The following is a 19,092-nucleotide window of genomic DNA, read 5'->3' as shown; positions in this document are numbered from 1 at the left end:
GAGTTCTAGCGGTGCGCCAGGGCTGACGCCGGGGCCAGCTGCATGCCGCGCGCCTGCAGGCCGGCGGCCCAGATACGCACCTGGTTGATCGTCACCGGATAGGCGAAGCCCGAGCCCAGCGCCTGTCCGCGACCGGCCGCGCCCGTCTCCAGCGCCTTGAGCTGGGTGTCGATGGCTCCGGCCGAGAGCTCGTCGTCGATCACCCGGTCGGCCGAGGCGCGCGGGATCGGGCCCGCGCGGCGGGCGGCCAGGCCGTCGTCGACGAAGGCCAGGCCCCGCGACTTGAGCACGCCGTTGAAGGTGGCCATCGCCTGGTCGTTATCGACGAAGCGGGCGCCCAGATAGTTCGACAGGCCGAAATAGCCGGTGGCGCGCGACATCAGCCATTCCAGCTTGCGCACGGTGTCTTCGGGCCGGTTGGCGGCGATCAGGGTATAGGGACCCGGATCGTTGGCCGGATAGTCGGCCGGCTCCATCGGGGTCTCGAGCAGCACCTCGTGGCCATGGGCGCGGGCCAGGTCGATCCAGCCCTGCAGGCCCTCGGCATAGGGCGCGAAGGACAGGGTGATCTCGCCCGGCAGGGTCTCGATCGCCGCGCGGGTGGTCTGGGCGTTGAGGCCGAGCCCTCCGATGACCATCGACACCTTGGGGCGGCCGTTGGGCGTGAAGGGGCGAGCATAGGCCTCGGCCGCGGTGCGGCCGTCGGCGCCGATGATCGGCAGAGGACCGCCGCCGGGGCCCGGCGCGGTCAGGCCGGCGATCGGCGCCTGGGCCAGGCCCGGGCCCTGCTGGATCGGCGGCAGGTTCTGCAGGCCCTCGGCGGCCGGCGCCTTGTCTTCTTCGGGCTTCGCCGGGGCGAAGGGATTGGCCGACAGGCCCAACTGGCCGGGCGCCAGCTCGGCCCCGTGCGGATCCTCGCCGCCCAAGCCCTCGCGCCAGCCCTCAGGCGCGTTCTTGGTGGCGCCGATCTTGGTCAGCTCCAGGCGAATCACCGGCGAGCCGGCGTGCGGGTCGCTGGTGATCAGGACCAGCGTCGCCAGCGAAGCCAGGAACAGGCAGGCCGCGCCGCTGGCGCCGATGAAGGGATTGCTGACCGCGGCCATCAGCTTGGCGCGCAGGTCGCCGGACCCGCCCGGAGCGGGCGCGGCGGCGGCATAGGCGGGCTTACGCGAAAAGGAGACGGCCATGACCTCTTAAGGCTAGCGGGCAAGCTTCGAACATATGGTTAACGAGATATGGCCGGATGGCGTTCTGACGACCTTTTGGCCGCGGCGCGGCGACGCGGGCGCCGCTGAAATTGGCGTTTTCTGCAATCGCCGCAGGCGCTGACCAATGAGAGTGGTCGCGGACGGTCTGATCGGTTGACGGGCGCGGCCCCGGCTCTTTCCCTGGAGTCCTCTCGCGGGAGAGATCGGGCCCCGGCCCGGCGCTGAAGGCGAAACCGCCCCGGAAACGCTCAAGCAGAAGGACCGCGCGAGATGTTGAACGCTGGAAAGCAGGGCGCGTAACGCCCTCGCCGAAGGAGCAAGGCGACCGCCCGTCCATCGGAGACGGGGCGCTGAATCTCTCAGGCCCAAGGACAGCGGGGGTGCGAAGGCGAGCCGTCCCGGCCCGCTCAGACCCACGCGTGCGCCAATGCAGATCTAGGCATTTCCATATCGATATAGCCAAATGTAATGAACGCGATCGTCGTGTACGACTTTCGTGAGATATCTGTTAGGTATATAAAATGAACATATTCGAAGTGTTCATAAATCGAACATGGATGCGTAACGTTTCCACTTTGTGATTATGTGAATACGATCCGAGAAATTCTTAGTTTACCTGCGATGAGCTGTTGATGACGCTGCCCTGGTAAAAATGATCGGGGATAGTCATGACCACTCGCATACCTGCACACGCCGCCGTTCGTCTTAGGGCGCTGCTGCTCGCCGCCTCGGTTCTGGGAAGCGCCACGCCGGTCCTGGCCCAGGAAGCCGACAAGGCGGCCGAACTGGAAACCGTCGTGGTGACCGGCAAGCGCCTGTCGGAAGCCAGCGTCGCCATCGGCACCGACCACGCCACGGCCACCGTTTCGATCACCCGCGAGGCTCTGTTGTCCGCGCCGGCGGGGATCACCGGCCTGAAGATGCTGGAGAGCCTGCCGGGCTTCAACGTCCAGGCCAACGACGCCCTGGGCATGTATGAGTTCGGCAACTCGGTCTCGGTGCGGGCCTTCAACTTCCAGCAGATCGGCTTCCTGCTGGACGGCATCCCGATGGGCCGCAGCGACCAGTTCGGCGGCAGCCCGATCTATCGCTATGTCGACAACGAGAACCTGCTGCGGGTGACCGCTTCGGCCGGGGCCGGCGACGTCGCCCTGCCCAGCTATGCCTCGCTGGGCCCCATCGTCGACTACTTCACCCAGGCGCCGTCGCAAGAGGCGGGCGGCGCGATCAGCCAGACCTTCGGCAGCGACAACCTTCGCCGCACCTTCCTGCGCCTGGAGTCCGGCAAGGTGGGTCCGCTGTCGGGCTATGTCAGCGGTTCTTGGATCAAGGGCGACCTGTGGCGCGGCCCGGGCACGATCGATCGCAAGCACTATGAGGGCAAGTTGAAGTACGACCTGCCCAACGGCGGCGACATCAGCTTCCAGACCGTCCACAACGACTATTTCGACTATGACAGCCCGTCGATCACCAAGGCCCAATATGCCGGGACGGCGGGCGACATTTTCGGCCGCAAGGGGCGCTACTTCTCGTACCTGGGCTCGGTGCCGACCTCTGTTCCGTTTGGCACGCCGCTGTCGACCCCGACGGGCAGCCTGCCCGAGACCGAGGCGGGGGTTCCGTACTCCAACGCCAACTACGCCCAGTACTACAAGTTCGCGGTCAACAAGCGGAAGGATCACCTCTACGGCCTGACGCTGAACACGCCGATCACCGACAATGTCGACCTGACCACCACGGCCTATTACGAGGACAAGGGCGGCTACGGCGTCTCCCCCGAGGCCTATTCGACCTCTAAGTCCAGCTATGACGCCGAGGTCGGCAAGGTGGCCGGCATCGTCGCCCCGCGCGGCATCCAGTACGGCCTCTCCGGCATCGACGGCATCCGCAAGGGCGTCACCGCCAAGGTCGCCTGGCGCCTCGGCTTCAACAAGATCGAGGCCGGCCTCTGGCTGGAGAACGACGACTATCACCGCACCCAGAACCGCTACAACGTCGAGAACGGCAATCCCGACGGCAAGCCGCTGTTCAACGAGCGGGTCCACGCCCAGCGCGACTACAAGTCGCTGCGCGAGACCAAGCAGTTCTTCGTCAAGGACACCGTCACCCTGCTGGACGCCAAGCTGAAGCTGGAGCTGGGCTTCAAGGCCACCGACATCGACTACAAGATCGCCGGCTATCGCAATCCGGCCGACTACATCGCCGGCCGCCACCCGATCCTGAAGGACAACTGGAAGGACAGCTTCCTGCCCCAGGTCGGCGCGGTCTACAGCGTGACCGGCCGCGACCAGGTGTTCGCCTCGTACTCGGAGAACATGGCCCTGCCGCGCGGCGCCGACGACATCTTCTCGGCCGCCAGCCCGACCGTCGCTGGCCCCGATCCCGAGACCTCGACCAACTGGGAGCTGGGCTACCGCGCCAACCACAAGACGTTCAACGCCTCGATCGTGGCCTACCAGACCGAGTTCAAGAACCGCCTGCAGGCCTTCGCCTCGCTGGTGCCCGGCGGCGGCGGCACGACCGAGACCTTCTATCAGAACGTCGGGGCGGTGAAGGCCAAGGGCGTCGAGTTCAGCGGCCAGTGGAAGCCGGAGATCTTCGCCGGCAAGGCCTATTTCAACGCCAACGTCTCGTACAACGACGCCAAGTTCCAGGACGACGTCCTGAACTATCGCGCCAGCACCACGGCCGCGCCGACCACCCTGGCCGTCGCCGGCAAGAAGGTGCCGGACTTCCCTGACTGGGTGTTCCAGGGCGGCGTGACGCTGGAGCCGTTCGACGGCCTGCTGATGAACGTCTCGGCCCGCCACCTGGAGAGCCGCTTCACCAACTTCGTCAACAGCGAGATGGTCGGCGCGTACACCATCGTCAACGCCTATATCGATATCGGCGACGGCTTCGCGGCCGGACCGTTCAGCCAGGTCAAGGCGCGGGTCAACATCGATAACCTGTTCGACAAGGACTATCTGGGCACGATCAACACCACGGTGAACACGCCCGCCAGCTTCCGTCCGGCCCCGCCGCGCACGATCCAGTTCACGATCTCCGCCGACTTCTAGTCCCCGCCCTCCGGTCGGCCTCTGCAAAGGCCGGCCGGACCCTTTTCGAGCGTACTCATGACCCGTTTCCTCCTCGCCACGAGCGCCGCCCTGGCCCTGGTCGCCGGCGCCGCGCCCATGACGGCCTGGGCCGCCGATCCGGCCGCCGCGCGCAAGCTGCACGAGGGCCTGCTGACCCTCGACACCCACCTGGACACCCCCGCCAATTTCGGCCGGCCGGGCTGGGACATTCTCGATCGCCATTCCGTCGACAAGGACGGCTCACAGATCGACTATCCCCGCATGGTCGAGGGCGGGCTGGACGGCGGCTTCTTCGCCATCTTCACCAACCAGGGACCGCGCACGCCCGAGGCCACGCGCGCCGCCCGCGACGCGGCGATCATCCGCGGCGTCGAGATCCGCGAAATGGTCGCCAAGCACGGCGACAAGTTCGCCCTGGCCCTGAAGGCCGACGACGCCGAGCGCATCGCCGCCCAGGGCAGGCGCGTGGTCTTCGTCAGCGTCGAGAACAGCTATCCGATGGATGGCGACGTCACCCTGCTCTCGACCTTCTATGCGCTGGGTGTCCGTATCTCGGGCCTGGCGCACTTCAAGAACAACGACATGGCCGACAGCTCGACCGACACGCCCGAGTGGCATGGCCTGTCGCCGCTGGGCAAACAGTTCGTCGCCGAGGCCAACCGCCTGGGCGTGGTGCTGGACGGCTCGCACTCGTCCGACGAGGTGCTGGATCAGCTGATCACCCTGTCCAAGACGCCGGTGATCCTGACCCACTCGGGCTGCAAGGCGGTGTTCAACCACCCGCGCAATGTCGACGACGCCCGCATCAAGGCCCTGGCGGCCAGCGGCGGCGTGATCCAGGTCGACGCCTATTCCAGCTATCTGATCGAGACGCCCAAGAACGCCGAGCGCGACGCGGCCATGGCGGCGCTACGGGCCAAGGCGGGCGCGCGGGCCAAGATGACCGAGACCGAGCGCGCGGGCTTCATGGCCGAGATGAAGGCGATCGACGCCAAATACCCCGTCCCGAAGGCGACCTTCGAGGACTTCATGAACCACCTGAACCACGCGCTGAAGGTGGCCGGCGTCGACCACGTCGGGATCGGCATCGACTTCGACGGCGGCGGCGGGGTGACCGGTCTGAACGACGCCTCGGACTACTGGAAGATCAGCGAGCGCCTGCTGGCCGAGGGCTACACCCGCGACGACCTGGCCAAGATCTGGGGCGGCAACGTCCTGAGGCTGCTGCGCGCGGCCGAGGCGGCCAAGGCGGCGTAAGGACCAACGAAAAGCGCCGCCCTGGTTGCCCGGAGCGGCGCTGATCGGATCGAGGAAGGCGAAACCCTACTTGTTCTCGCTGACCGGCTTGCCGCTCGCCGCGGCGGCCGCCTTGGCGGTGACCTCGGCGACCTTGGCCGCCGGCTTTGGCAGCTTCGGCGTATTGGCGACGCCGCCGGCGTTTAGCACGGCGATGGCGCGCTGCAGCTGGAAGTCGCCCTTCTTGTCGTCGAAAGCGGTCGGTGGGGCTTCGGCCGGGGTGTGGACGCCCACGCGGCTCTTGCCCTCGTCGGCGTTCAGCGCGTTCTTGAAGCTGGCCTCGCTGAACCAGACGCGGTTGGCGATGTCCTGGGCCTGGTCACGGGTCTGGGCAACCTCGAGGTCCGGGGCGATGCCGGTCTTCTGGATCGAGCGGCCCGACGGCGTGAAGTACTTGGCCGTGGTCAGCTTCAGGGCGCCGTCGGCCCCGCCGCGCAGCGGGATCACGGTCTGCACCGAACCCTTGCCGAAGCTGGTCAGGCCGACCAGTTCGGCGCGGTGACGGTCCTGCAGGGCGCCGGCGACGATCTCAGCGGCCGAGGCCGAGCCCTGATTGATCAGCACGACCATCTTCATGCCGTTCAGCAGATCGCCCGGGCGGGCGTTGTAGCGCTGGATGTTGCGCGGATCGCGGCCGCGCTGGCTGACCACCTCGCCGCCGTCCAGGAACACGTCGGCCACGCCGACCGCCTGGTCCAGCAGGCCGCCCGGATTGTTCCGGAGATCGAGGATCAGGCCCTTCATCTTCGGGTTCTTGGCCTTCAGGTCATTGATCGAGGCGACCAGGGCGTCTGTGGCCTTCTCGTTGAAACCGGGCAGGCGGACGTAGCCATAGTCGCCTTCCATGCGGGCGATGGCGGCCTTGGGCTTGATCACCTCGCGGACCAGCTTGACGTCGAACGGATCGGTCTTGTCGCGGGCGATGGTCAGGGTGACGCCTTCGCCGGGCTGGCCGCGCATCTGCTTGACCGCCTCGTTGACGGTCAGGCCCAGCACGCTCTGGCCATTGACGGCGGTGATGTAGTCGCCCGCCTGGACGCCGGCGCGCGAGGCCGGGGTGCCGTCCATCGGCGAGATCACCTTCACGACGCCGTCCTCGCTGGTCACTTCCAGGCCGAGACCGCCGTACTCGCCGCGGGTGGTGTCCTGCATGTCTTCGTAGGCGTCGGGCGCCAGATAGCCCGAGTGCGGGTCGAGGCTGGTCAGCATGCCGTCCAGGGCCGCTTCGATCAGCTTCTTGTCGTCGACCTCGGTGACGTACTGGTCCTCGACCGTGCCCAGCACGTCGCCGAACAGCTCAAGCATCTTGTAGGTCTTGGTCTTAGGCGCGTTGTTGGCCTGGGCGATGGGACTGACATAAGCCATGGCCCCCGCGCCGAGGACGAAGGCGGAAACGCCGATGAGCAGGTACTTGCGCATTAAGGCCCGGAAGGCTCCCTACGCGACGCGCGGCGCCGCAACCGAATTTAGCTCCATCCAACCCTGTCAGGGATCGGAGGTATAATTACGGCCACCATTACTGAAAAAGCCGTCTACCGCGACTCCTGTTTGAGCCAACGCTCCGGATCGGCCGGGGCGCCGTTCTCCCGGACCTCTAGATAGAGTTCCGGCTCGGAAGATACATGATCCGGCATCTTCCCGATGGGGGCGCCGACCGCGACAGATTGTCCGGGTGAGGCCGTTATCTGGTCGAGGCCGGCCACGACCACGTGATAGGCGCCCTGGGCGCGAAGGATCAGCACCGCGCCCCAGCCGCTCAGCGCGCCGGCGTATTCGACGGTTCCGGCGACGGGAGCGGTGACGGTCAGGCCCTTCTCCGTGCGCACGGTCAGGCCGGGCGACTTGCCGCCGGCCGGCATCTCCTGGCCGAAACGGCGGACGATCTCGCCGGCGGCGGGACGTCGCAGCACCAGCGGCCCGGTGGCCTCGACCCTACCCCCTCCTGGCGCGTATAGGCCGTCGGTCAGGGCGCCCAGGGTGCGCAGCTCGTTCTGCTGGGTCAGGGCCTCCTGGGCATAGGCCCGCTCCAGCTGGGTCTTCTCGATGATCAGTCGCTCGATCTCGCCCTTGCGATCGGCGACCGCGCTCTCGGCGGTGAACAGTTCGGCCGAGGCGGCGGCGGCCTCGCGGCGCAGTGTCCCGACCGCCACGGCCTGGCGGCCATAGGCCTCGGCGCGCTTCTGCAGCTCGGGCGTCATGGCGCGGATCAGGATCGCGGCCCGCACCGCATCGCGCGCATCGTTCGGCGTCACCAGCAGCGCCGGCGGCGGATCGCGGCGGAACAGCTGCAGGGCCGACAGCAGCAGCGACAGCCGCTGCCGGTTGGCGCCCAGGTCGGCCAGGATGGCGTTCTCGCGGGCGTTCAAGGCTTCCAGCCGGGCCCGCTTGGCGTCGACGTCGCCGCCGGCGGCGATGCGGGCGTGGTCCAGGCGGTCCAGCTCGGCGCGCAGATCCTCGATCTCGCGACGGGTGTCGATGGCGGTCTGGCGATCCCTGGCCCGCTGGTCCTCGACGATGCGGTCAGCGCGCTGCCAGCCGACCACGGCCGTCGGGACGGCGAGGATCAGGGCGCAAACGGCGATGACGAGTCGCGAGCGGGACATCGCCCAACCTTTAGCCCTAGTCGCGGTGATAGGGCGAGCCCGACAGGATGGTGGCGGCGCGATAGACCTGCTCGGCCAGCATGGCCCTGGCCAGGGCGTGCGGCCAGGTCTGGGGGCCGAAGGCCATGGTCTCGTTGGCGTTCGCCAGGATCGAGGGATCCAGGCCGTCGGCCCCGCCGATCAGGAACACCACCCGCCGCGTCCCGTCGTCGCGCAGACGGGCCAGGTGGTCGGCGAAGGCGCGGCTGGGCCGGACCTTGCCGTGCTCGTCGCAGGCGATGACGTGCGCGCCCTCCAGGTGCGGGCGCAGCACCTCGGCCTCGGCCGCCTTGCCGGGCTTGCGGGCCTCGACCTCGAAGATCTCGACCGGTCCCAGGGCCAGGGCGCGGCCGGACGCCGTGGCGCGGGACGCATAGTCCACGGCCAGTTGCGCCTCGACCATGCGGCCGAGCTTTCCGACGGTGAGGATGGTGATCTTCATCGGGGGAGTGCGTTGAGATCCCCGCCCTTCGACAGGCTCAGGGCGAGGATCTCAAGAACGCGCATCAATAGACCTCACCCTGAGCTTGTCGAAGGGCGAGGTCGCCTGGCGCTATCAGTTCGCCGCGGTGCGGTGCGGGGCGTCGACCGCCCAGATCTTCTCGATATTGTAGAAGCTGCGCACTTCGGGACGGAACAGGTGGATGACGACGTCGCCGGCGTCGATCAGCACCCAGTCGCAATGCGGCAGGCCTTCGACCCGCGCCTTGCCGTAGCCGTTTTCCTTCAGCGCCCGCAGCAGGTGGTCCGCCAGCGCGCCGACGTGACGGTGCGAACGGCCCGACGCCACGATCAGGCTGTCGGCGACCGAGCTCTTGTCCGCCAAGTCGATGTGGACGATGTCCTGGGCCTTGTCGTCATCCAGACGTTCCAGGATCAGGCGCTCCAGCGCCTTGAGATCGAGGGGCAGACTCAGGCCCGGGGATTCAGTCGATGACTCGGCGCCGGCCAGGCCTTCGTGCGCACTAAGCGCGGGGTCGCTACGCAGCGGATTGCTCCTTATGGGTTCGCTGTGGATATCTTCCATAGCACGGAATTGAGCCGGAAGTGAGGGGGTGATGGCCGAACGCCGATTCGTCGGCGCCCCTGAGGCGTTCACGCAACGCCCGAAAGCTTGGCTTTCAGCCCTTTTGCCGTGACCGCATAGCCGTGGAAGAGGCGAAGTTCAGCGGTCCGGTCAGGTAGACCCAGGCCGGCGACTTGGCGTCGGGCAGTCTGGCGGCGGCGCTGGCGGGCCAGCGGGCGAAGGCGAAGCGGCGGGCGGCCGGCGAGGTGCGGGCCTTCAGCGCGATCCAGGGGCGGGAGATCACGGCGACCGGAACCTCGCGCATGATCTGGGTCCAGCCGCGCCAGCGATGGAAGGTGGCCAGGCTGTCGGCGCCCATCACCCAGACAAACTTCACGCCGGGATAGCGCGCCCGCAGCACCCGCAGGGTGTCGATCGTGTACCGCGACCCCAGGCGCGTCTCGGCGTCCGAGACGATCATGCCCGAGCCGCGCGCCCAGCGGCGGGCATTGGCCATCCGTTCGGCGACGGGACGGGTCTCGTGCGAGGACTTGAGCGGGTTCTGCGGCGACACCAGCCAGATGACGCGGTCCAGCTCCAGGCGGCGCATGGCGGTCTCGGCTACGTGGGCATGGCCCTCGTGCGCCGGGTTGAAGCTGCCGCCGAACAGGCCGACGCGCATGCCCGGCTCCAGGTGGAAGCCAAGACGCTGAGCGTTGGGCCGGCCGGCCTCAGGGACGAGTCTGGCCGGTCCCGCGAACCACATATTTGAACGTCGTCAGTTGCTCGGCCCCAACCGGGCCGCGGGCATGAAGCTTGTCGGTGGCGATGCCGATCTCGGCCCCGAAGCCGAACTCGCCGCCGTCGGCGAACTGGGTCGAGGCGTTGACCAGCACGATGGCGCTGTCGACCTCGACCACGAAGGCGTCAGCGGCGCCGGCGTCCTCGGTGACGATCGCGTCGGTGTGGCCCGAGCCGTAGGCCGCGATGTGCCTGGCCGCGCCGGCCACGCCGTCGACCACGGCCACGGCCAGGATCGGGGCCAGGTATTCGGTGGTCCAGTCCTCGGTGGTCGCCTTCTTCATCGTGGGCTCGATGGCGCGGGCGGCGGCGTCGCCGCGCAGCTCGCAACCGGCCCGGATCAGGGCGTCGGCGATCGGCGGGAGAAGCTTTTCGGCGGCGGCCTTGTCGACCAGCAGGGTTTCGGCCGAGCCGCAGACCGACACCCGCCGCAGCTTGGCGTTGACGACGATGTCGACGGCCTTCTTCACGTCGGCGGCCGCGTGGACGAAGACGTGGTTGAGACCTTCCAGGTGGCCCAGCACCGGGGCGCGGGCTTCGGCCTGGACGCGGGCGACCAGGCTCTTGCCGCCGCGTGGGATGATCAGGTCGATGGCCTTGTCCAGGCCCGAGAGGAGGGCGCCGACGGCGGCGCGGTCGGGGGTCTTGACGATCTGGACGGCGGCGGCGGGAAGGCCAGCGGCCTTCAAACCGCGTTCTATCGAAGCGTGAAGCGCCAGGTTGGAGTGGATGCACTCCGACCCGCCGCGCAGGATCACCGCATTGCCCGAGCGCACGCACAACGCCGCGGCGTCGGCGGTCACGTTCGGACGGCTTTCATAGATCATGGCGATGACGCCGATCGGTGTGCGCACGCGGCTGATGTCCAGGCCATTGGGCCGGGTCCAGCGGGCGGTGGCGACGCCGACCGGATCGGGGATGGCGGCCACGGCCTCGACCCCGGCGGCGACCTCTTCCAGCCGCGCCTCGTCCAGGGCCAGGCGATCCAGCATCGGACCTGAGACGCCGTTGGCCTCGGCGCGGCCCAGGTCCTTGGCGTTGGCGGTCAGGATGGCGACGGCGTCCTGCCGGATCGCGGCGGCCATGGCCTGGATGGCGGCGGTGCGCTGCTCTGGCGCGGCGAGGCGGAGCGCATGCGCGCCCTCGCGGGCCGTCCGGCCCATCCCCGCCATCGTCGCCTGCAAGCCGGCGCCCGCGTCGTCCATCGTCCCCATCCTAATCCTGATGGCCCTGGTCAGTTATGCTCAGGTTGAGGCTTACCTAGGCGCTTTCAGGGCAGGATGAAACCGTCATCGTCTGAAAACGGACGGAGTTTCCCTGGCGGCCGCCCCGGCGTTGCGCTGTCGACTTTGATATCAGGAGGCGTTAGCCAGGGTTGAATGTACCTAGGAGGGGAACGTGCGCACTGCCTGGACGATCGCCATCGCCGTGTCTCTATTCGCCGGCGCTGTAGCGGCCGAGACGCCCGAACAATTTAAGAAGCGAGCGGTTCTGCTCGGCGAGATGGCTTACATGGTAGGCGGCTGCGAGCGCTATTTTCCTAAGGAGACCGCTGACAGCCTTGTCTCAAAGCTCACGGGCGCCGATGGAGATGCGCAGACGGCCGCGCAGCGGTACTTGGCCGGCGAATGGACGAAGGCCTATGCCGCCGGCCGAAAGGATCCGGATCTCGCGAAGGCTGACCAGGAACGGTGCCTGGGCTTGATCAAGGACGTGCAGAAAGACATCGACGCCCTCGACAAGAACGACTGATCGTCCGCCGCCCGAGGGCGAAGCCCCCGCGGCGCGGACTAGCCTCTACTCCACATCCCACGCGTAGGCCTTGTCCAGCCAGTCCCCTAGCCGCCCATCCGGTCGCGCCAGAGCGTGGATCCGGGTCATCTCGTCATCGGACAGGTTGAAGTCGAGGATGTCGAAGTTCTCCTCGATCCGCGCCGGGTTCTTGGTGCGGGGGATGGCGATGATCCCCTGCTGGATGATCCAGCGCAGGGTGACCTGGCCGGGGGTCTTTCCGTGGGCGCGGCCGATCTCGACCAGCACCGGGTCCTGGGCGACCTTGCCCTGGGCCAGGGGCGACCAGGCGGTGATCGAGACGCCCAGCGCGTCGGCCTTGGCTTTCAGGGTCTTCAGCGACAGATAGGGGTGATACTCGACCTGGTCGTTGGCGATCGGGGCTTCCGACAGCTTCGAGGCTTCCTCCAGCAGGGCCGAGGGGAAGTTCGAAAGGCCGATGGCGCGAGTCAGGCCGCGCGACTGGACCTCGTTCAGGGCCTTCAGGGTTTCGGCCAGCGGCACGTCGGGCTTGGGCCAGTGCAGCAGCAGCAGGTCGACATGGTCGACACCCAGCTTTTCCAGGCTCTTCTCGGCCGAGCGCTGGAGATCGCCGTCGTGGAACTTGTCGATCCAGACCTTGGTGGTCAGGAAGATCTCGTCGCGCTTGACGCCGCTGGCCTTGAGGGCGGCGCCGACATCGCGCTCGTTGCCGTAGATCTGAGCGGTGTCGATATGGCGATAGCCGACCTCCAGGGCCTTCTCGACCAGCGGCGTGGCCGCGCCGTTCTCCAGCTGCCAAGTGCCGAAGCCGAGGGCGGGCATCAGGACGTCGCCCGAGCGGATGGCGGGAACGAGCTTGGACATGGAGAACTCCTGGGAAGACGTCAGGCGGATATAGGGGCCGGGCGGCCGAGCGCCACCTTGATGCGAACGCGCCGAAGCTGCTCGCACTTTCGGCTGCCATGCTCCAGATGCATGGCTATATGTTCGGTATGGACGCTGAGAACACCCTGAAGACGCCGGTCCTGGTGCTGGGCGCGACCAGCCTGATCGGCGGTCACCTGCTGGCGCGGCTGAAGGCCGAGGACCTGGATCCGACGGCGTTCAGCCGGCGTCCGCCGACCGAGGAGACCTGCTGGATCGGTGGTGACCTGAAGGACGCCGATCTGGACGAGCGGCTGCCGGTGGCGGCGACGGTGTTCGCGCTGTCGCCGATCTGGCTGCTGCCGACGGCGCTGCCGGCGCTGAAGGCGCGCGGCATGGAGCGGCTGATCGCCTTCTCCTCGACCAGCCGCTTCACCAAGGTCGACTCGCCGGACGAGGGCGAGCGGGCGGTGGCGCGGACATTGGCGGAGGCCGAGGCGGCGGTCGAAACCTGGTGCGCCGAGCACGGCGTCGCCTGGACCATCCTGCGGCCGACCCTGATCTATGACGAGGGCCACGACGAGAACGTCAGCCGCATCGCCCGCCTGATCCGCCGCTTCCATGTCATGCCGCTATCGGGCGACGGCGCGGGCCTGCGCCAGCCGGTCCATGCCGAGGACCTGGCGGCTGGAGCGCTGGCCGCCGCCCACGCGCCGGCGACGAGGAACCGGGCCTACGACCTGGTGGGCGGTGAGACCGTGACCTACCGCCTGATGGTCGACCGGATCTTCGAGGGCCTGGGCAAGACTCCGCACAGCCTGCCGATGCCGACCTGGCTGTTCGGTCTGATCATGCGGCTGGCCAAGCCGTTCTATCCGGGCGCGACCGTGGCCATGGGCGCGCGGATGGGCCAGGATCTGACCTTCGACAGCTCGGCGGCGATGCGGGATTTCGGGTGGGCGCCGAGAAGGTTCCGGCCCAACTTCCAACGCACCTAATTCTAGTCCGCGTTGGCCAGCACCATGGCGAACGGCGTCAGGCCGCCGTCGCGTTCGACATAGCCGCTGACCAGCTTGCGGTCGGGCGGCAGGACCCCCAGGTCGATCTCCTCGGTCGGGAACACCACGATGCGGCGGTCGCCGATGCAGACCACCAGCTCGTAGCCGTCCAGGGCCCGGCGCGACATGTTCTTGATGTAGGAATAGTACGGCTCGCGCTTCCAGCTGGCGGGCTTGCCGGCGTCGACCACCACGTTCAGGCGCTTGCCGTCGCGGTCGGAATACAGGACGAAGCCGGCCTTGCCGGGCCGCCAGGCGTCCCCCAGCTTCTCGGACGTGATCCACAGGCACATGAAGCTCCGGCACGCCTGGGGCCGCAGTTCATAGTGGCCGCAGCCGCCGCCCTTCCTGAAGTGCGAGCACCAGACGCCGTCGGCCTTGTTCAGGGCCTCGATGGCCAGAACCTTGCAGCACAGGCCGCAGTCGCCGCAGCTCTTGTCGCCCATCCGCCCCTGCCTGAAGTAAGCTTGATCGTCAGGAGGCGGACGGTAGCGACGCCGTATGACGGTTTGATGGGGTGGCGCTAAGTCGGACAGTTCGTCCGGGCCAGGTCGTAGCGCGCGAACGGCGCTTCCTTGGCCCCGCTCTGGGCGACGATGGTCCAGGTCAGCCGGTCGCCGTCGCGCCGCCAGCGGTTGACGTAGCTGGCGTCCGGATAGGCGTAGGCGATGTCGAATCCGCCCGGCTGGGCCGCGCCCTGACCGACGGCGGTGAAGTCGCCCCCGAAGCTGTCGGACCAGAAGCCGGACACGCCGCTCGGCGAACTGCCCTTCGGCGCCGCGCCCCGACCGCCAAACACCAGGTGGGCGGCGTAGCGATCCTTGGGATCGGCCTTGGCGCGGCTGTCGGCGTCCACCGTCAGCATCGTCCCGTGCGCGACGGGTTTGGCGGCGAGGGTGATCTCGACCGCCTTGCCCATGACCTCGCCCGCGCCGCGCCAGCAGCCTTGCAGCGCGCCGACCTCGGCCGGCACGGGCGCGGGCGGCGGATCCTCCGCCCGGGCGGCTCCGGCCATCGCCAACAGCAAGATGCTCAAGCTCACCAGACGCATGGTCTACTCGATCCCCGTCGCGCTCCAGACGCCCAGCTCATTGCCGGACGGGTCGGTGAAATGGAAGCGGCGGCCGCCGGGGAAGCTGAAGATCGGGGCGGTGATCACGCCGCCGGCCTTCGTCACCTTGTCCAGCATGGCTTCCAGGTCGTGGGCGTAGAGGATGACCAGCGGCCGGTCGGTCGCGCCCTCCTGCGGCTTGGCGAAGCCGCCATCGGCGCCCTGGCCCTCGAAGGCGACATAGTCGGGGCCGTAGTCGACGAAGCTCCAGCCGAAGGCGGCCGAATAGAAGCTCTTGGTCGCCGGCAGGTCGCCGCCCGGCCACTCGATATAGTCGATCTTGCCGTCCTCACGCATGGGTGCTCTCTCGAAACGATGTTCTCTAAATGTTCTAGTTCGCCGCTAAGGCAGAGTCCAGACGCTCGTGCGCTTCACGGCGAAATCCTCGAGCTCGCGGGTGGTCTCGACCTGGTACTCGGCCAGCTTCACCAGGTCGTCCTTGCGGAAGTAGGTGCGGCCCGGATCGCCGATGAACACCGCCGCGCCGGCGGCCCGGCCTTGCCGCAGCCAGTCCATCACCGCCTCGGCCATCGGCTTTTCGTAGCAGATGTCGCCGGCCAGCAGCACGTCGCAGGCCGGCGGCGGAGCATCGAGAAGGTTGACGTCGGTGAAGGCCACCTCGACCCCGTTGGCCTCGGCGTTCAGGCCGACGGCGGCCTCGCAGAAGACGTCGATATCGGCGGCCAGCACGCTGGCCGCGCCGGCCTTCATCGCCGCGATGGCGACGATGCCCGAGCCGGTGGCGAAGTCGATCACGCGCTTGCCGGCGACGGTCTCGGGGTTGTCGAGGATGTAGCGCGCCAGGGCCTGGCCGCCCGCCCAGGCGAAGGCCCAGAAGGGTGGCGGCAGGCCGATCTCTTCCAGCGCCTCCTCGGTCAGCTTCCAGATCGGCGTGATCTCGTCGGCCAGGTGAAGCGACAGTTCCGGCGCGTGTGGCGTCGGCTGGAAGCGGGTGTTGTCGCGGATGAAGGCCCGGCGGCCTTCCAGGGTCTGGACGATCATGGCGCGCTTAGAGCATCCAGGGCTTCGGCTGGGGAGCCGAAATCCTCGTCCTTCGCCAGGCTCAGGATGAGGATTTCTACCGTGACGTCGAAAGTAGTCCTCACCCTGAGCCTGTCGAAGGGCGAGGGCGGGCCTCAGGCGGCGACCGGTTTGCTCGAGGCGGCCTTCAGCACGGTCAGGTAGCCCGGGGCGGTCAGCATGCCGGAGGTCAGGCCCTTCTGCTCCAGCAGCCGGTGCGCCATCGGCAGGTTCCAGCACGGGGTGTGCATGAACAGGTGATGCTCTGCGTGGAAATTGACGTGATAGGGCGCGATCAGGGCCCGCTCGATCCAGTTGGCGTGGGTGGTGCGGGCATGGCGGAACGGATCGGGTTCGTCCTTGGCCACCAGGGCGTGCTCGGCGATGTTGCGCAGGCGGGTGACCAGCGGGAACCAGGTCGCCATCGGCACGATCCACAGGGCGAACCAGGCCCACCATAGGCCCAGCGCCGACAGCACGATCAGGATGCCGAGGTTCCATAGCAGGAAAGGCCCCTGCCGTGCGACTTCGCCGGCGAAGATCGCGCCCTTGGGCTGTCCGACGGCTTTCGAGCCCTTCATCTTGCCTAGCAACGGCCCGAACCGCTGCTTGAAGAAGGTCTGGCCGGTCAGGTCGCGGATGATCTTGCGGCGCAGGGAGTCCCGCGTGGTCGGGAAGGGCGCCGACAGGATCAGGTCCGGATCCTCGGCCTGCTGGGCGTATTTGTGATGGGTCAGGTGGTAGGGGCGATAGCTGGCCAGGGACGCGCCGGTCGGGGCGGCGCACAGCCACTCGCCAAGCCAGTCGTTGACCTTGAGGTTCGGATGCAGCCCGCCGTGCGCGGCCTCGTGCATCAGGATGGCGAGGCCCAGCTGCCGCGCGCCGATCAGCATCACGGCCAGCACGTAGGTCAGCGGGTTGGGAAAGAAGACGAACAGCGCCCCGGCGGCGATGATCACCGCCCAGGCGTGGGCGACCATGAAGATCCCGCGCCAGGACGAGCGCGCGGAAATCCGCGTCCATTCGTCGGGCGTGAACAGATCCTGCGGTTTGACGCGTGGGGCGACGGCCATGGAACGATCATCGCACATTCAGCTTAGGCCTGACAGGATGACCCGACGTCACATTTGGAGCCGCCCATGCGCCGACTGATCCCCGCTTCCGTTCTGACCGCTGTCTGCGCCGGTGTTTTCGCCATTGGCGCGACGCCCGCCGCCGCCGCCAGCTTCGATTGCCGCAAGGCCCGCACCGCGGACGAGAAGGCGATCTGCGCCAACCGCGACCTCAACGACCAGGACGTGCGGATGGACCAGCTGTACGGGATCACCCGCCACCTCGTGCCGATGGGCGGTCGCGGCGCGATCATGGATGACCAGCGCGCGTGGCTGGCGGCCCGCAAGGCCTGCGGCGGCAACCGGGCCTGCCTGGCGCGCAGCTACGACAACCGCATCCGGCAGCTGAACACGGTCATGGACCGGGTGTACCAGCAAGGGCCGTTCTAGACGTCCATTCCCCTTGTCATCCCGGCTCTCCGCTTCGCTGCGGCCGGGATGACAAGAAAATTTGGCGCTAGAACCGCACACCCGGCTTCCACAGCCCAGCCACCAGTCCCGCGAAGACGATCAGGCCGGCGATGGCGTTGGACTTGAAAAGCTTCAGCGCGCCCGGGCCGTCGTCGACGCGGACGGCGGCCGCCTGGCGCGACAGGTGCAGGGCGAACAAGGCCGCCAGCGGCAGGAACAGCGGCCCGATATTGCCGACCCAGCCGGCCGCGACCACGCAGACGAAGCTGGCCAGGTAGAAGCCCGCCACGCCGATCTGCACGTGGTCGCCCAGGCGGCGGGTCGAGGACTTGATGCCGGCCAGGGCGTCGTCCTCGATGTCCTGGATCGCGTAGATCGTGTCGTAGCCCAGGGTCCAGAAGATGCCCGAGGCGTAGAGCAGGGCGGCGGACCACGACAGGTGATGGGTGGCGGCGGCATAGCCCAGCAGGGCGCCCCAGTTGAAGGTCAGGCCTAGCCAGGCCTGCGGCCACCAGGTGATCCGCTTCATGAACGGGTAGGCGGCGACCAGACCCAGCGACAGCACGCCCAGGCCGATGGCCAGCCAGCCCAGGCACACCAGGATCAGGAAACTGACCAGGCAGCAGCCGATCAGGAAGGCCCAGGCCTGCTTGACCGTGATCAGCCCGGCCGGGATCGGCCGCATGGCGGTGCGGGCGACCTGGGCGTCGAAGTCGCGGTCGACGATGTCGTTGAACGCGCAGCCGGCCGCCCGCATCAGGGCCGCGCCGATGAACACCGCCAGCAGCAGCAGCGGATTGGGCCAGCGGCCCTGCTCGGCGGCGGCCAGGGCGATGCCCTGCCAGCCGGGCAGCATCAGCAGCCAGATCCCCGCCGGCCGGTCGAACCGGCCCAGCTTCAGCCAGGGCCGCAGGCGCTCGGGCGCGTGGCGATCGACCCAGTTGGTGGCGACGGCGTCGGGGAGGATCCCCGTGGGGCTTTGGGTGGAGGCGGTCATGCGGCGAGGCTTACCGCGCAAACCGCGAGGAATCCCATAGGGAAGATCGATCTCGTCCAGAGAAACAATCAATTGGATTTGTGGGCGCGATGAGACGAAGGTCTTTTTGCAAGTCATTCGCAGGAGCGACAGTTATGACCACCGCCGCAATCCGTCTCTCCGGCTGGAGCCTGCTGCTGGCCGGCGTCGGCGCCGGCATCGTCCTGCCCCACCCGGTGACCACCCGCCTGTGGACCGCCGCCGGTAGGCTGTTCGCCTTGGCCGGCGACCACGGCATGGTCGCGCGTCTGACCTCGGCCACCAAGTTCGGCCCGAGCATCCGGCGCGGCCTCAACAGCCGTCCGCCGCGCCGCGTGGGCGGGGTGGCGGAGGCGTTCTAAGGCTTCCGAGCGCGAACGCGACGCGTTAGCTTGGGCGCATGACTCCTGAACCCGCCCGCAAGCCGCGCCGCCGCCTGAGCCGCGTCGAGCGCTGGGCGCTCGACGGCCTGGGCGGGGCGCTGCTGGCGACCGGGGCGGTGGGCGTCGTCACGCCGGGCATGCCGACCACGGTGTTCTGGATCGGCGCGGTGCTGTGCTTCCTGAAGACCCGCCCCCACGCCGTGCGGCCGATGCTGCGCGTACCGGTGGTCGGACCTGCGATCCTGTGGTTCCTGCGCTGGCGACCGTTCGGCGGCGGGCGCAAGCGGCGGGGCTGACGAACAGGCGGGAAAG

The 19,092-nt window shown here is 68.1% G+C and carries 21 protein-coding genes, 1 pseudogene and 1 riboswitch; of the genes and pseudogenes, 8 read left to right on the top strand and 14 right to left on the bottom strand.

Going from position 1 to position 19,092, the window contains the following annotated elements:
* Nucleotides 1-5: 5 nt before the first annotated feature.
* The gene (locus tag AC1RJ9_RS13950; protein WP_492837495.1) at nucleotides 6-1,187 is read right to left on the bottom strand and encodes a divergent polysaccharide deacetylase family protein; all 1,182 of its coding nucleotides are present in this window, start codon (nucleotides 1,185-1,187) and stop codon (nucleotides 6-8) included.
* Nucleotides 1,188-1,478: 291 nt separating this feature from the next.
* Nucleotides 1,479-1,593, top strand: a riboswitch (glycine riboswitch).
* Between the two features lie 283 nt (nucleotides 1,594-1,876).
* Between AC1RJ9_RS13950 and AC1RJ9_RS13945 the strand changes: the two genes are divergently transcribed.
* Entirely contained in the window at nucleotides 1,877-4,267 is a 2,391-nt protein-coding gene (locus AC1RJ9_RS13945; protein ID WP_492837494.1) for a TonB-dependent receptor, read from the top strand.
* A gap of 57 nt (nucleotides 4,268-4,324) precedes the next feature.
* Entirely contained in the window at nucleotides 4,325-5,545 is a 1,221-nt protein-coding gene (locus AC1RJ9_RS13940; protein WP_492837493.1) for a dipeptidase, read from the top strand.
* A gap of 66 nt (nucleotides 5,546-5,611) precedes the next feature.
* Here the strand turns inward: AC1RJ9_RS13940 and AC1RJ9_RS13935 are convergent, their stop codons facing one another.
* The 3 genes from AC1RJ9_RS13935 to rlmH all read right to left on the bottom strand — a co-directional run bounded on the left by AC1RJ9_RS13935 (nucleotide 5,612) and on the right by rlmH (nucleotide 8,668).
* On the bottom strand, nucleotides 5,612-7,003 hold the full coding sequence (locus AC1RJ9_RS13935; RefSeq protein WP_492837492.1) for a S41 family peptidase: 1,392 nt from the start codon (nucleotides 7,001-7,003) through the stop codon (nucleotides 5,612-5,614).
* Nucleotides 7,004-7,116: 113 nt separating this feature from the next.
* Nucleotides 7,117-8,187: a murein hydrolase activator EnvC family protein gene (locus AC1RJ9_RS13930; RefSeq protein ID WP_492837490.1), complete on the bottom strand. Its 1,071-nt coding sequence runs from the start codon at nucleotides 8,185-8,187 to the stop codon at nucleotides 7,117-7,119.
* Nucleotides 8,188-8,203: 16 nt separating this feature from the next.
* Nucleotides 8,204-8,668 (bottom strand): 23S rRNA (pseudouridine(1915)-N(3))-methyltransferase RlmH, encoded by a 465-nt coding sequence (gene rlmH, locus AC1RJ9_RS13925; protein ID WP_492837489.1) that lies wholly within the window; start codon nucleotides 8,666-8,668, stop codon nucleotides 8,204-8,206.
* Nucleotides 8,669-8,685: 17 nt separating this feature from the next.
* Between rlmH and AC1RJ9_RS13920 the strand changes: the two are divergent.
* Nucleotides 8,686-8,776: pseudogene (locus AC1RJ9_RS13920) on the top strand (hypothetical protein); the annotation flags it as partial.
* 6 nt (nucleotides 8,777-8,782) lie between these two features.
* Here AC1RJ9_RS13920 and rsfS read toward each other — a convergent pair.
* The 3 genes from rsfS to AC1RJ9_RS13905 form a co-directional block, all read right to left on the bottom strand.
* Nucleotides 8,783-9,214: a ribosome silencing factor gene (gene rsfS, locus AC1RJ9_RS13915; protein WP_492837582.1), complete on the bottom strand. Its 432-nt coding sequence runs from the start codon at nucleotides 9,212-9,214 to the stop codon at nucleotides 8,783-8,785.
* 133 nt (nucleotides 9,215-9,347) lie between these two features.
* Nucleotides 9,348-9,998, bottom strand: coding sequence for a nicotinate-nucleotide adenylyltransferase (locus AC1RJ9_RS13910; RefSeq protein ID WP_492837488.1), 651 nt, complete (start codon nucleotides 9,996-9,998; stop codon nucleotides 9,348-9,350).
* The gene (locus AC1RJ9_RS13905; RefSeq protein WP_492837487.1) at nucleotides 9,964-11,238 is read right to left on the bottom strand and encodes a glutamate-5-semialdehyde dehydrogenase; all 1,275 of its coding nucleotides are present in this window, start codon (nucleotides 11,236-11,238) and stop codon (nucleotides 9,964-9,966) included. The genes AC1RJ9_RS13910 and AC1RJ9_RS13905 overlap by 35 nt, the downstream gene beginning before the upstream one ends.
* Nucleotides 11,239-11,431: 193 nt before the next feature.
* On the opposite strand from AC1RJ9_RS13905, the gene AC1RJ9_RS13900 reads away from it, so the two are divergent.
* On the top strand, nucleotides 11,432-11,785 hold the full coding sequence (locus AC1RJ9_RS13900; protein WP_492837486.1) for a hypothetical protein: 354 nt from the start codon (nucleotides 11,432-11,434) through the stop codon (nucleotides 11,783-11,785).
* Nucleotides 11,786-11,830: 45 nt separating this feature from the next.
* On the opposite strand, the gene AC1RJ9_RS13895 is transcribed toward AC1RJ9_RS13900, so the two are convergent.
* A complete protein-coding gene (locus AC1RJ9_RS13895; RefSeq protein WP_492837485.1) occupies nucleotides 11,831-12,670 on the bottom strand; it encodes an aldo/keto reductase in 840 nt (279 codons plus the stop codon).
* Between the two features lie 128 nt (nucleotides 12,671-12,798).
* Between AC1RJ9_RS13895 and AC1RJ9_RS13890 the strand changes: the two genes are divergently transcribed.
* Entirely contained in the window at nucleotides 12,799-13,668 is an 870-nt protein-coding gene (locus AC1RJ9_RS13890; RefSeq protein WP_492837581.1) for an NAD-dependent epimerase/dehydratase family protein, read from the top strand.
* A 2-nt stretch (nucleotides 13,669-13,670) separates the two neighbouring features.
* Here the strand turns inward: AC1RJ9_RS13890 and AC1RJ9_RS13885 are convergent, their stop codons facing one another.
* From AC1RJ9_RS13885 to AC1RJ9_RS13865, 5 genes are all read right to left on the bottom strand, one after another.
* Entirely contained in the window at nucleotides 13,671-14,174 is a 504-nt protein-coding gene (locus tag AC1RJ9_RS13885) for a YkgJ family cysteine cluster protein (protein WP_492837484.1), read from the bottom strand.
* 77 nt (nucleotides 14,175-14,251) lie between these two features.
* Nucleotides 14,252-14,779: a hypothetical protein gene (locus AC1RJ9_RS13880; RefSeq protein ID WP_492837483.1), complete on the bottom strand. Its 528-nt coding sequence runs from the start codon at nucleotides 14,777-14,779 to the stop codon at nucleotides 14,252-14,254.
* Between the two features lie 3 nt (nucleotides 14,780-14,782).
* Nucleotides 14,783-15,136 carry a VOC family protein gene (locus AC1RJ9_RS13875; RefSeq protein WP_492837481.1) on the bottom strand — a complete coding sequence of 118 codons (354 nt, stop codon included), beginning with the start codon at nucleotides 15,134-15,136 and terminating at the stop codon, nucleotides 14,783-14,785.
* A gap of 45 nt (nucleotides 15,137-15,181) precedes the next feature.
* Nucleotides 15,182-15,841 carry a class I SAM-dependent methyltransferase gene (locus tag AC1RJ9_RS13870; protein WP_492837479.1) on the bottom strand — a complete coding sequence of 220 codons (660 nt, stop codon included), beginning with the start codon at nucleotides 15,839-15,841 and terminating at the stop codon, nucleotides 15,182-15,184.
* A 134-nt stretch (nucleotides 15,842-15,975) separates the two neighbouring features.
* Entirely contained in the window at nucleotides 15,976-16,932 is a 957-nt protein-coding gene (locus tag AC1RJ9_RS13865) for a fatty acid desaturase family protein (RefSeq protein WP_492837478.1), read from the bottom strand.
* 66 nt (nucleotides 16,933-16,998) lie between these two features.
* On the opposite strand from AC1RJ9_RS13865, the gene AC1RJ9_RS13860 reads away from it, so the two are divergent.
* A complete protein-coding gene (locus AC1RJ9_RS13860) occupies nucleotides 16,999-17,361 on the top strand; it encodes a lysozyme inhibitor LprI family protein (protein WP_492837477.1) in 363 nt (120 codons plus the stop codon).
* 67 nt (nucleotides 17,362-17,428) lie between these two features.
* On the opposite strand, the gene ubiA is transcribed toward AC1RJ9_RS13860, so the two are convergent.
* On the bottom strand, nucleotides 17,429-18,379 hold the full coding sequence (ubiA, locus tag AC1RJ9_RS13855) for a 4-hydroxybenzoate octaprenyltransferase (protein WP_492837476.1): 951 nt from the start codon (nucleotides 18,377-18,379) through the stop codon (nucleotides 17,429-17,431).
* A 134-nt stretch (nucleotides 18,380-18,513) separates the two neighbouring features.
* Between ubiA and AC1RJ9_RS13850 the strand changes: the two genes are divergently transcribed.
* Together AC1RJ9_RS13850 and AC1RJ9_RS13845 are read left to right on the top strand one after the other, a co-directional pair.
* The gene (locus AC1RJ9_RS13850; RefSeq protein ID WP_492837475.1) at nucleotides 18,514-18,759 is read left to right on the top strand and encodes a hypothetical protein; all 246 of its coding nucleotides are present in this window, start codon (nucleotides 18,514-18,516) and stop codon (nucleotides 18,757-18,759) included.
* A 38-nt stretch (nucleotides 18,760-18,797) separates the two neighbouring features.
* Entirely contained in the window at nucleotides 18,798-19,076 is a 279-nt protein-coding gene (locus AC1RJ9_RS13845; RefSeq protein WP_492837474.1) for a DUF454 family protein, read from the top strand.
* The last annotated feature ends 16 nt before the right edge of the window (nucleotides 19,077-19,092 follow it).

The sequence above is a fragment of the Caulobacter sp. GW822-FHT07D08 genome, from assembly GCF_058798735.1.
This window is presented reverse-complemented; position numbering and strand designations above follow the sequence as displayed.

Excerpts from the sequence above, each read along its gene's own strand:
- AC1RJ9_RS13950 (WP_492837495.1), bottom strand. The coding sequence starts at position 1,187 with ATGGCCGTCTCCTTTTCGCGTAAGCCCGCCTATGCCGCCGCCGCGCCC.
- AC1RJ9_RS13945 (WP_492837494.1), top strand. The coding sequence starts at position 1,877 with ATGACCACTCGCATACCTGCACACGCCGCCGTTCGTCTTAGGGCGCTG.
- AC1RJ9_RS13940 (WP_492837493.1), top strand. The coding sequence starts at position 4,325 with ATGACCCGTTTCCTCCTCGCCACGAGCGCCGCCCTGGCCCTGGTCGCC.
- AC1RJ9_RS13935 (WP_492837492.1), bottom strand. The coding sequence starts at position 7,003 with ATGCGCAAGTACCTGCTCATCGGCGTTTCCGCCTTCGTCCTCGGCGCG.
- AC1RJ9_RS13930 (WP_492837490.1), bottom strand. The coding sequence starts at position 8,187 with ATGTCCCGCTCGCGACTCGTCATCGCCGTTTGCGCCCTGATCCTCGCC.
- rlmH (WP_492837489.1), bottom strand. The coding sequence starts at position 8,668 with ATGAAGATCACCATCCTCACCGTCGGAAAGCTCGGCCGCATGGTCGAG.
- AC1RJ9_RS13910 (WP_492837488.1), bottom strand. The coding sequence starts at position 9,998 with ATGTGGTTCGCGGGACCGGCCAGACTCGTCCCTGAGGCCGGCCGGCCC.
- AC1RJ9_RS13905 (WP_492837487.1), bottom strand. The coding sequence starts at position 11,238 with ATGGACGACGCGGGCGCCGGCTTGCAGGCGACGATGGCGGGGATGGGC.
- AC1RJ9_RS13895 (WP_492837485.1), bottom strand. The coding sequence starts at position 12,670 with ATGTCCAAGCTCGTTCCCGCCATCCGCTCGGGCGACGTCCTGATGCCC.
- AC1RJ9_RS13890 (WP_492837581.1), top strand. The coding sequence starts at position 12,799 with ATGGACGCTGAGAACACCCTGAAGACGCCGGTCCTGGTGCTGGGCGCG.
- AC1RJ9_RS13885 (WP_492837484.1), bottom strand. The coding sequence starts at position 14,174 with ATGGGCGACAAGAGCTGCGGCGACTGCGGCCTGTGCTGCAAGGTTCTG.
- AC1RJ9_RS13880 (WP_492837483.1), bottom strand. The coding sequence starts at position 14,779 with ATGCGTCTGGTGAGCTTGAGCATCTTGCTGTTGGCGATGGCCGGAGCC.
- AC1RJ9_RS13875 (WP_492837481.1), bottom strand. The coding sequence starts at position 15,136 with ATGCGTGAGGACGGCAAGATCGACTATATCGAGTGGCCGGGCGGCGAC.
- AC1RJ9_RS13870 (WP_492837479.1), bottom strand. The coding sequence starts at position 15,841 with ATGATCGTCCAGACCCTGGAAGGCCGCCGGGCCTTCATCCGCGACAAC.
- AC1RJ9_RS13865 (WP_492837478.1), bottom strand. The coding sequence starts at position 16,932 with ATGGCCGTCGCCCCACGCGTCAAACCGCAGGATCTGTTCACGCCCGAC.
- AC1RJ9_RS13860 (WP_492837477.1), top strand. The coding sequence starts at position 16,999 with ATGCGCCGACTGATCCCCGCTTCCGTTCTGACCGCTGTCTGCGCCGGT.
- ubiA (WP_492837476.1), bottom strand. The coding sequence starts at position 18,379 with ATGACCGCCTCCACCCAAAGCCCCACGGGGATCCTCCCCGACGCCGTC.
- AC1RJ9_RS13850 (WP_492837475.1), top strand. The coding sequence starts at position 18,514 with ATGACCACCGCCGCAATCCGTCTCTCCGGCTGGAGCCTGCTGCTGGCC.
- AC1RJ9_RS13845 (WP_492837474.1), top strand. The coding sequence starts at position 18,798 with ATGACTCCTGAACCCGCCCGCAAGCCGCGCCGCCGCCTGAGCCGCGTC.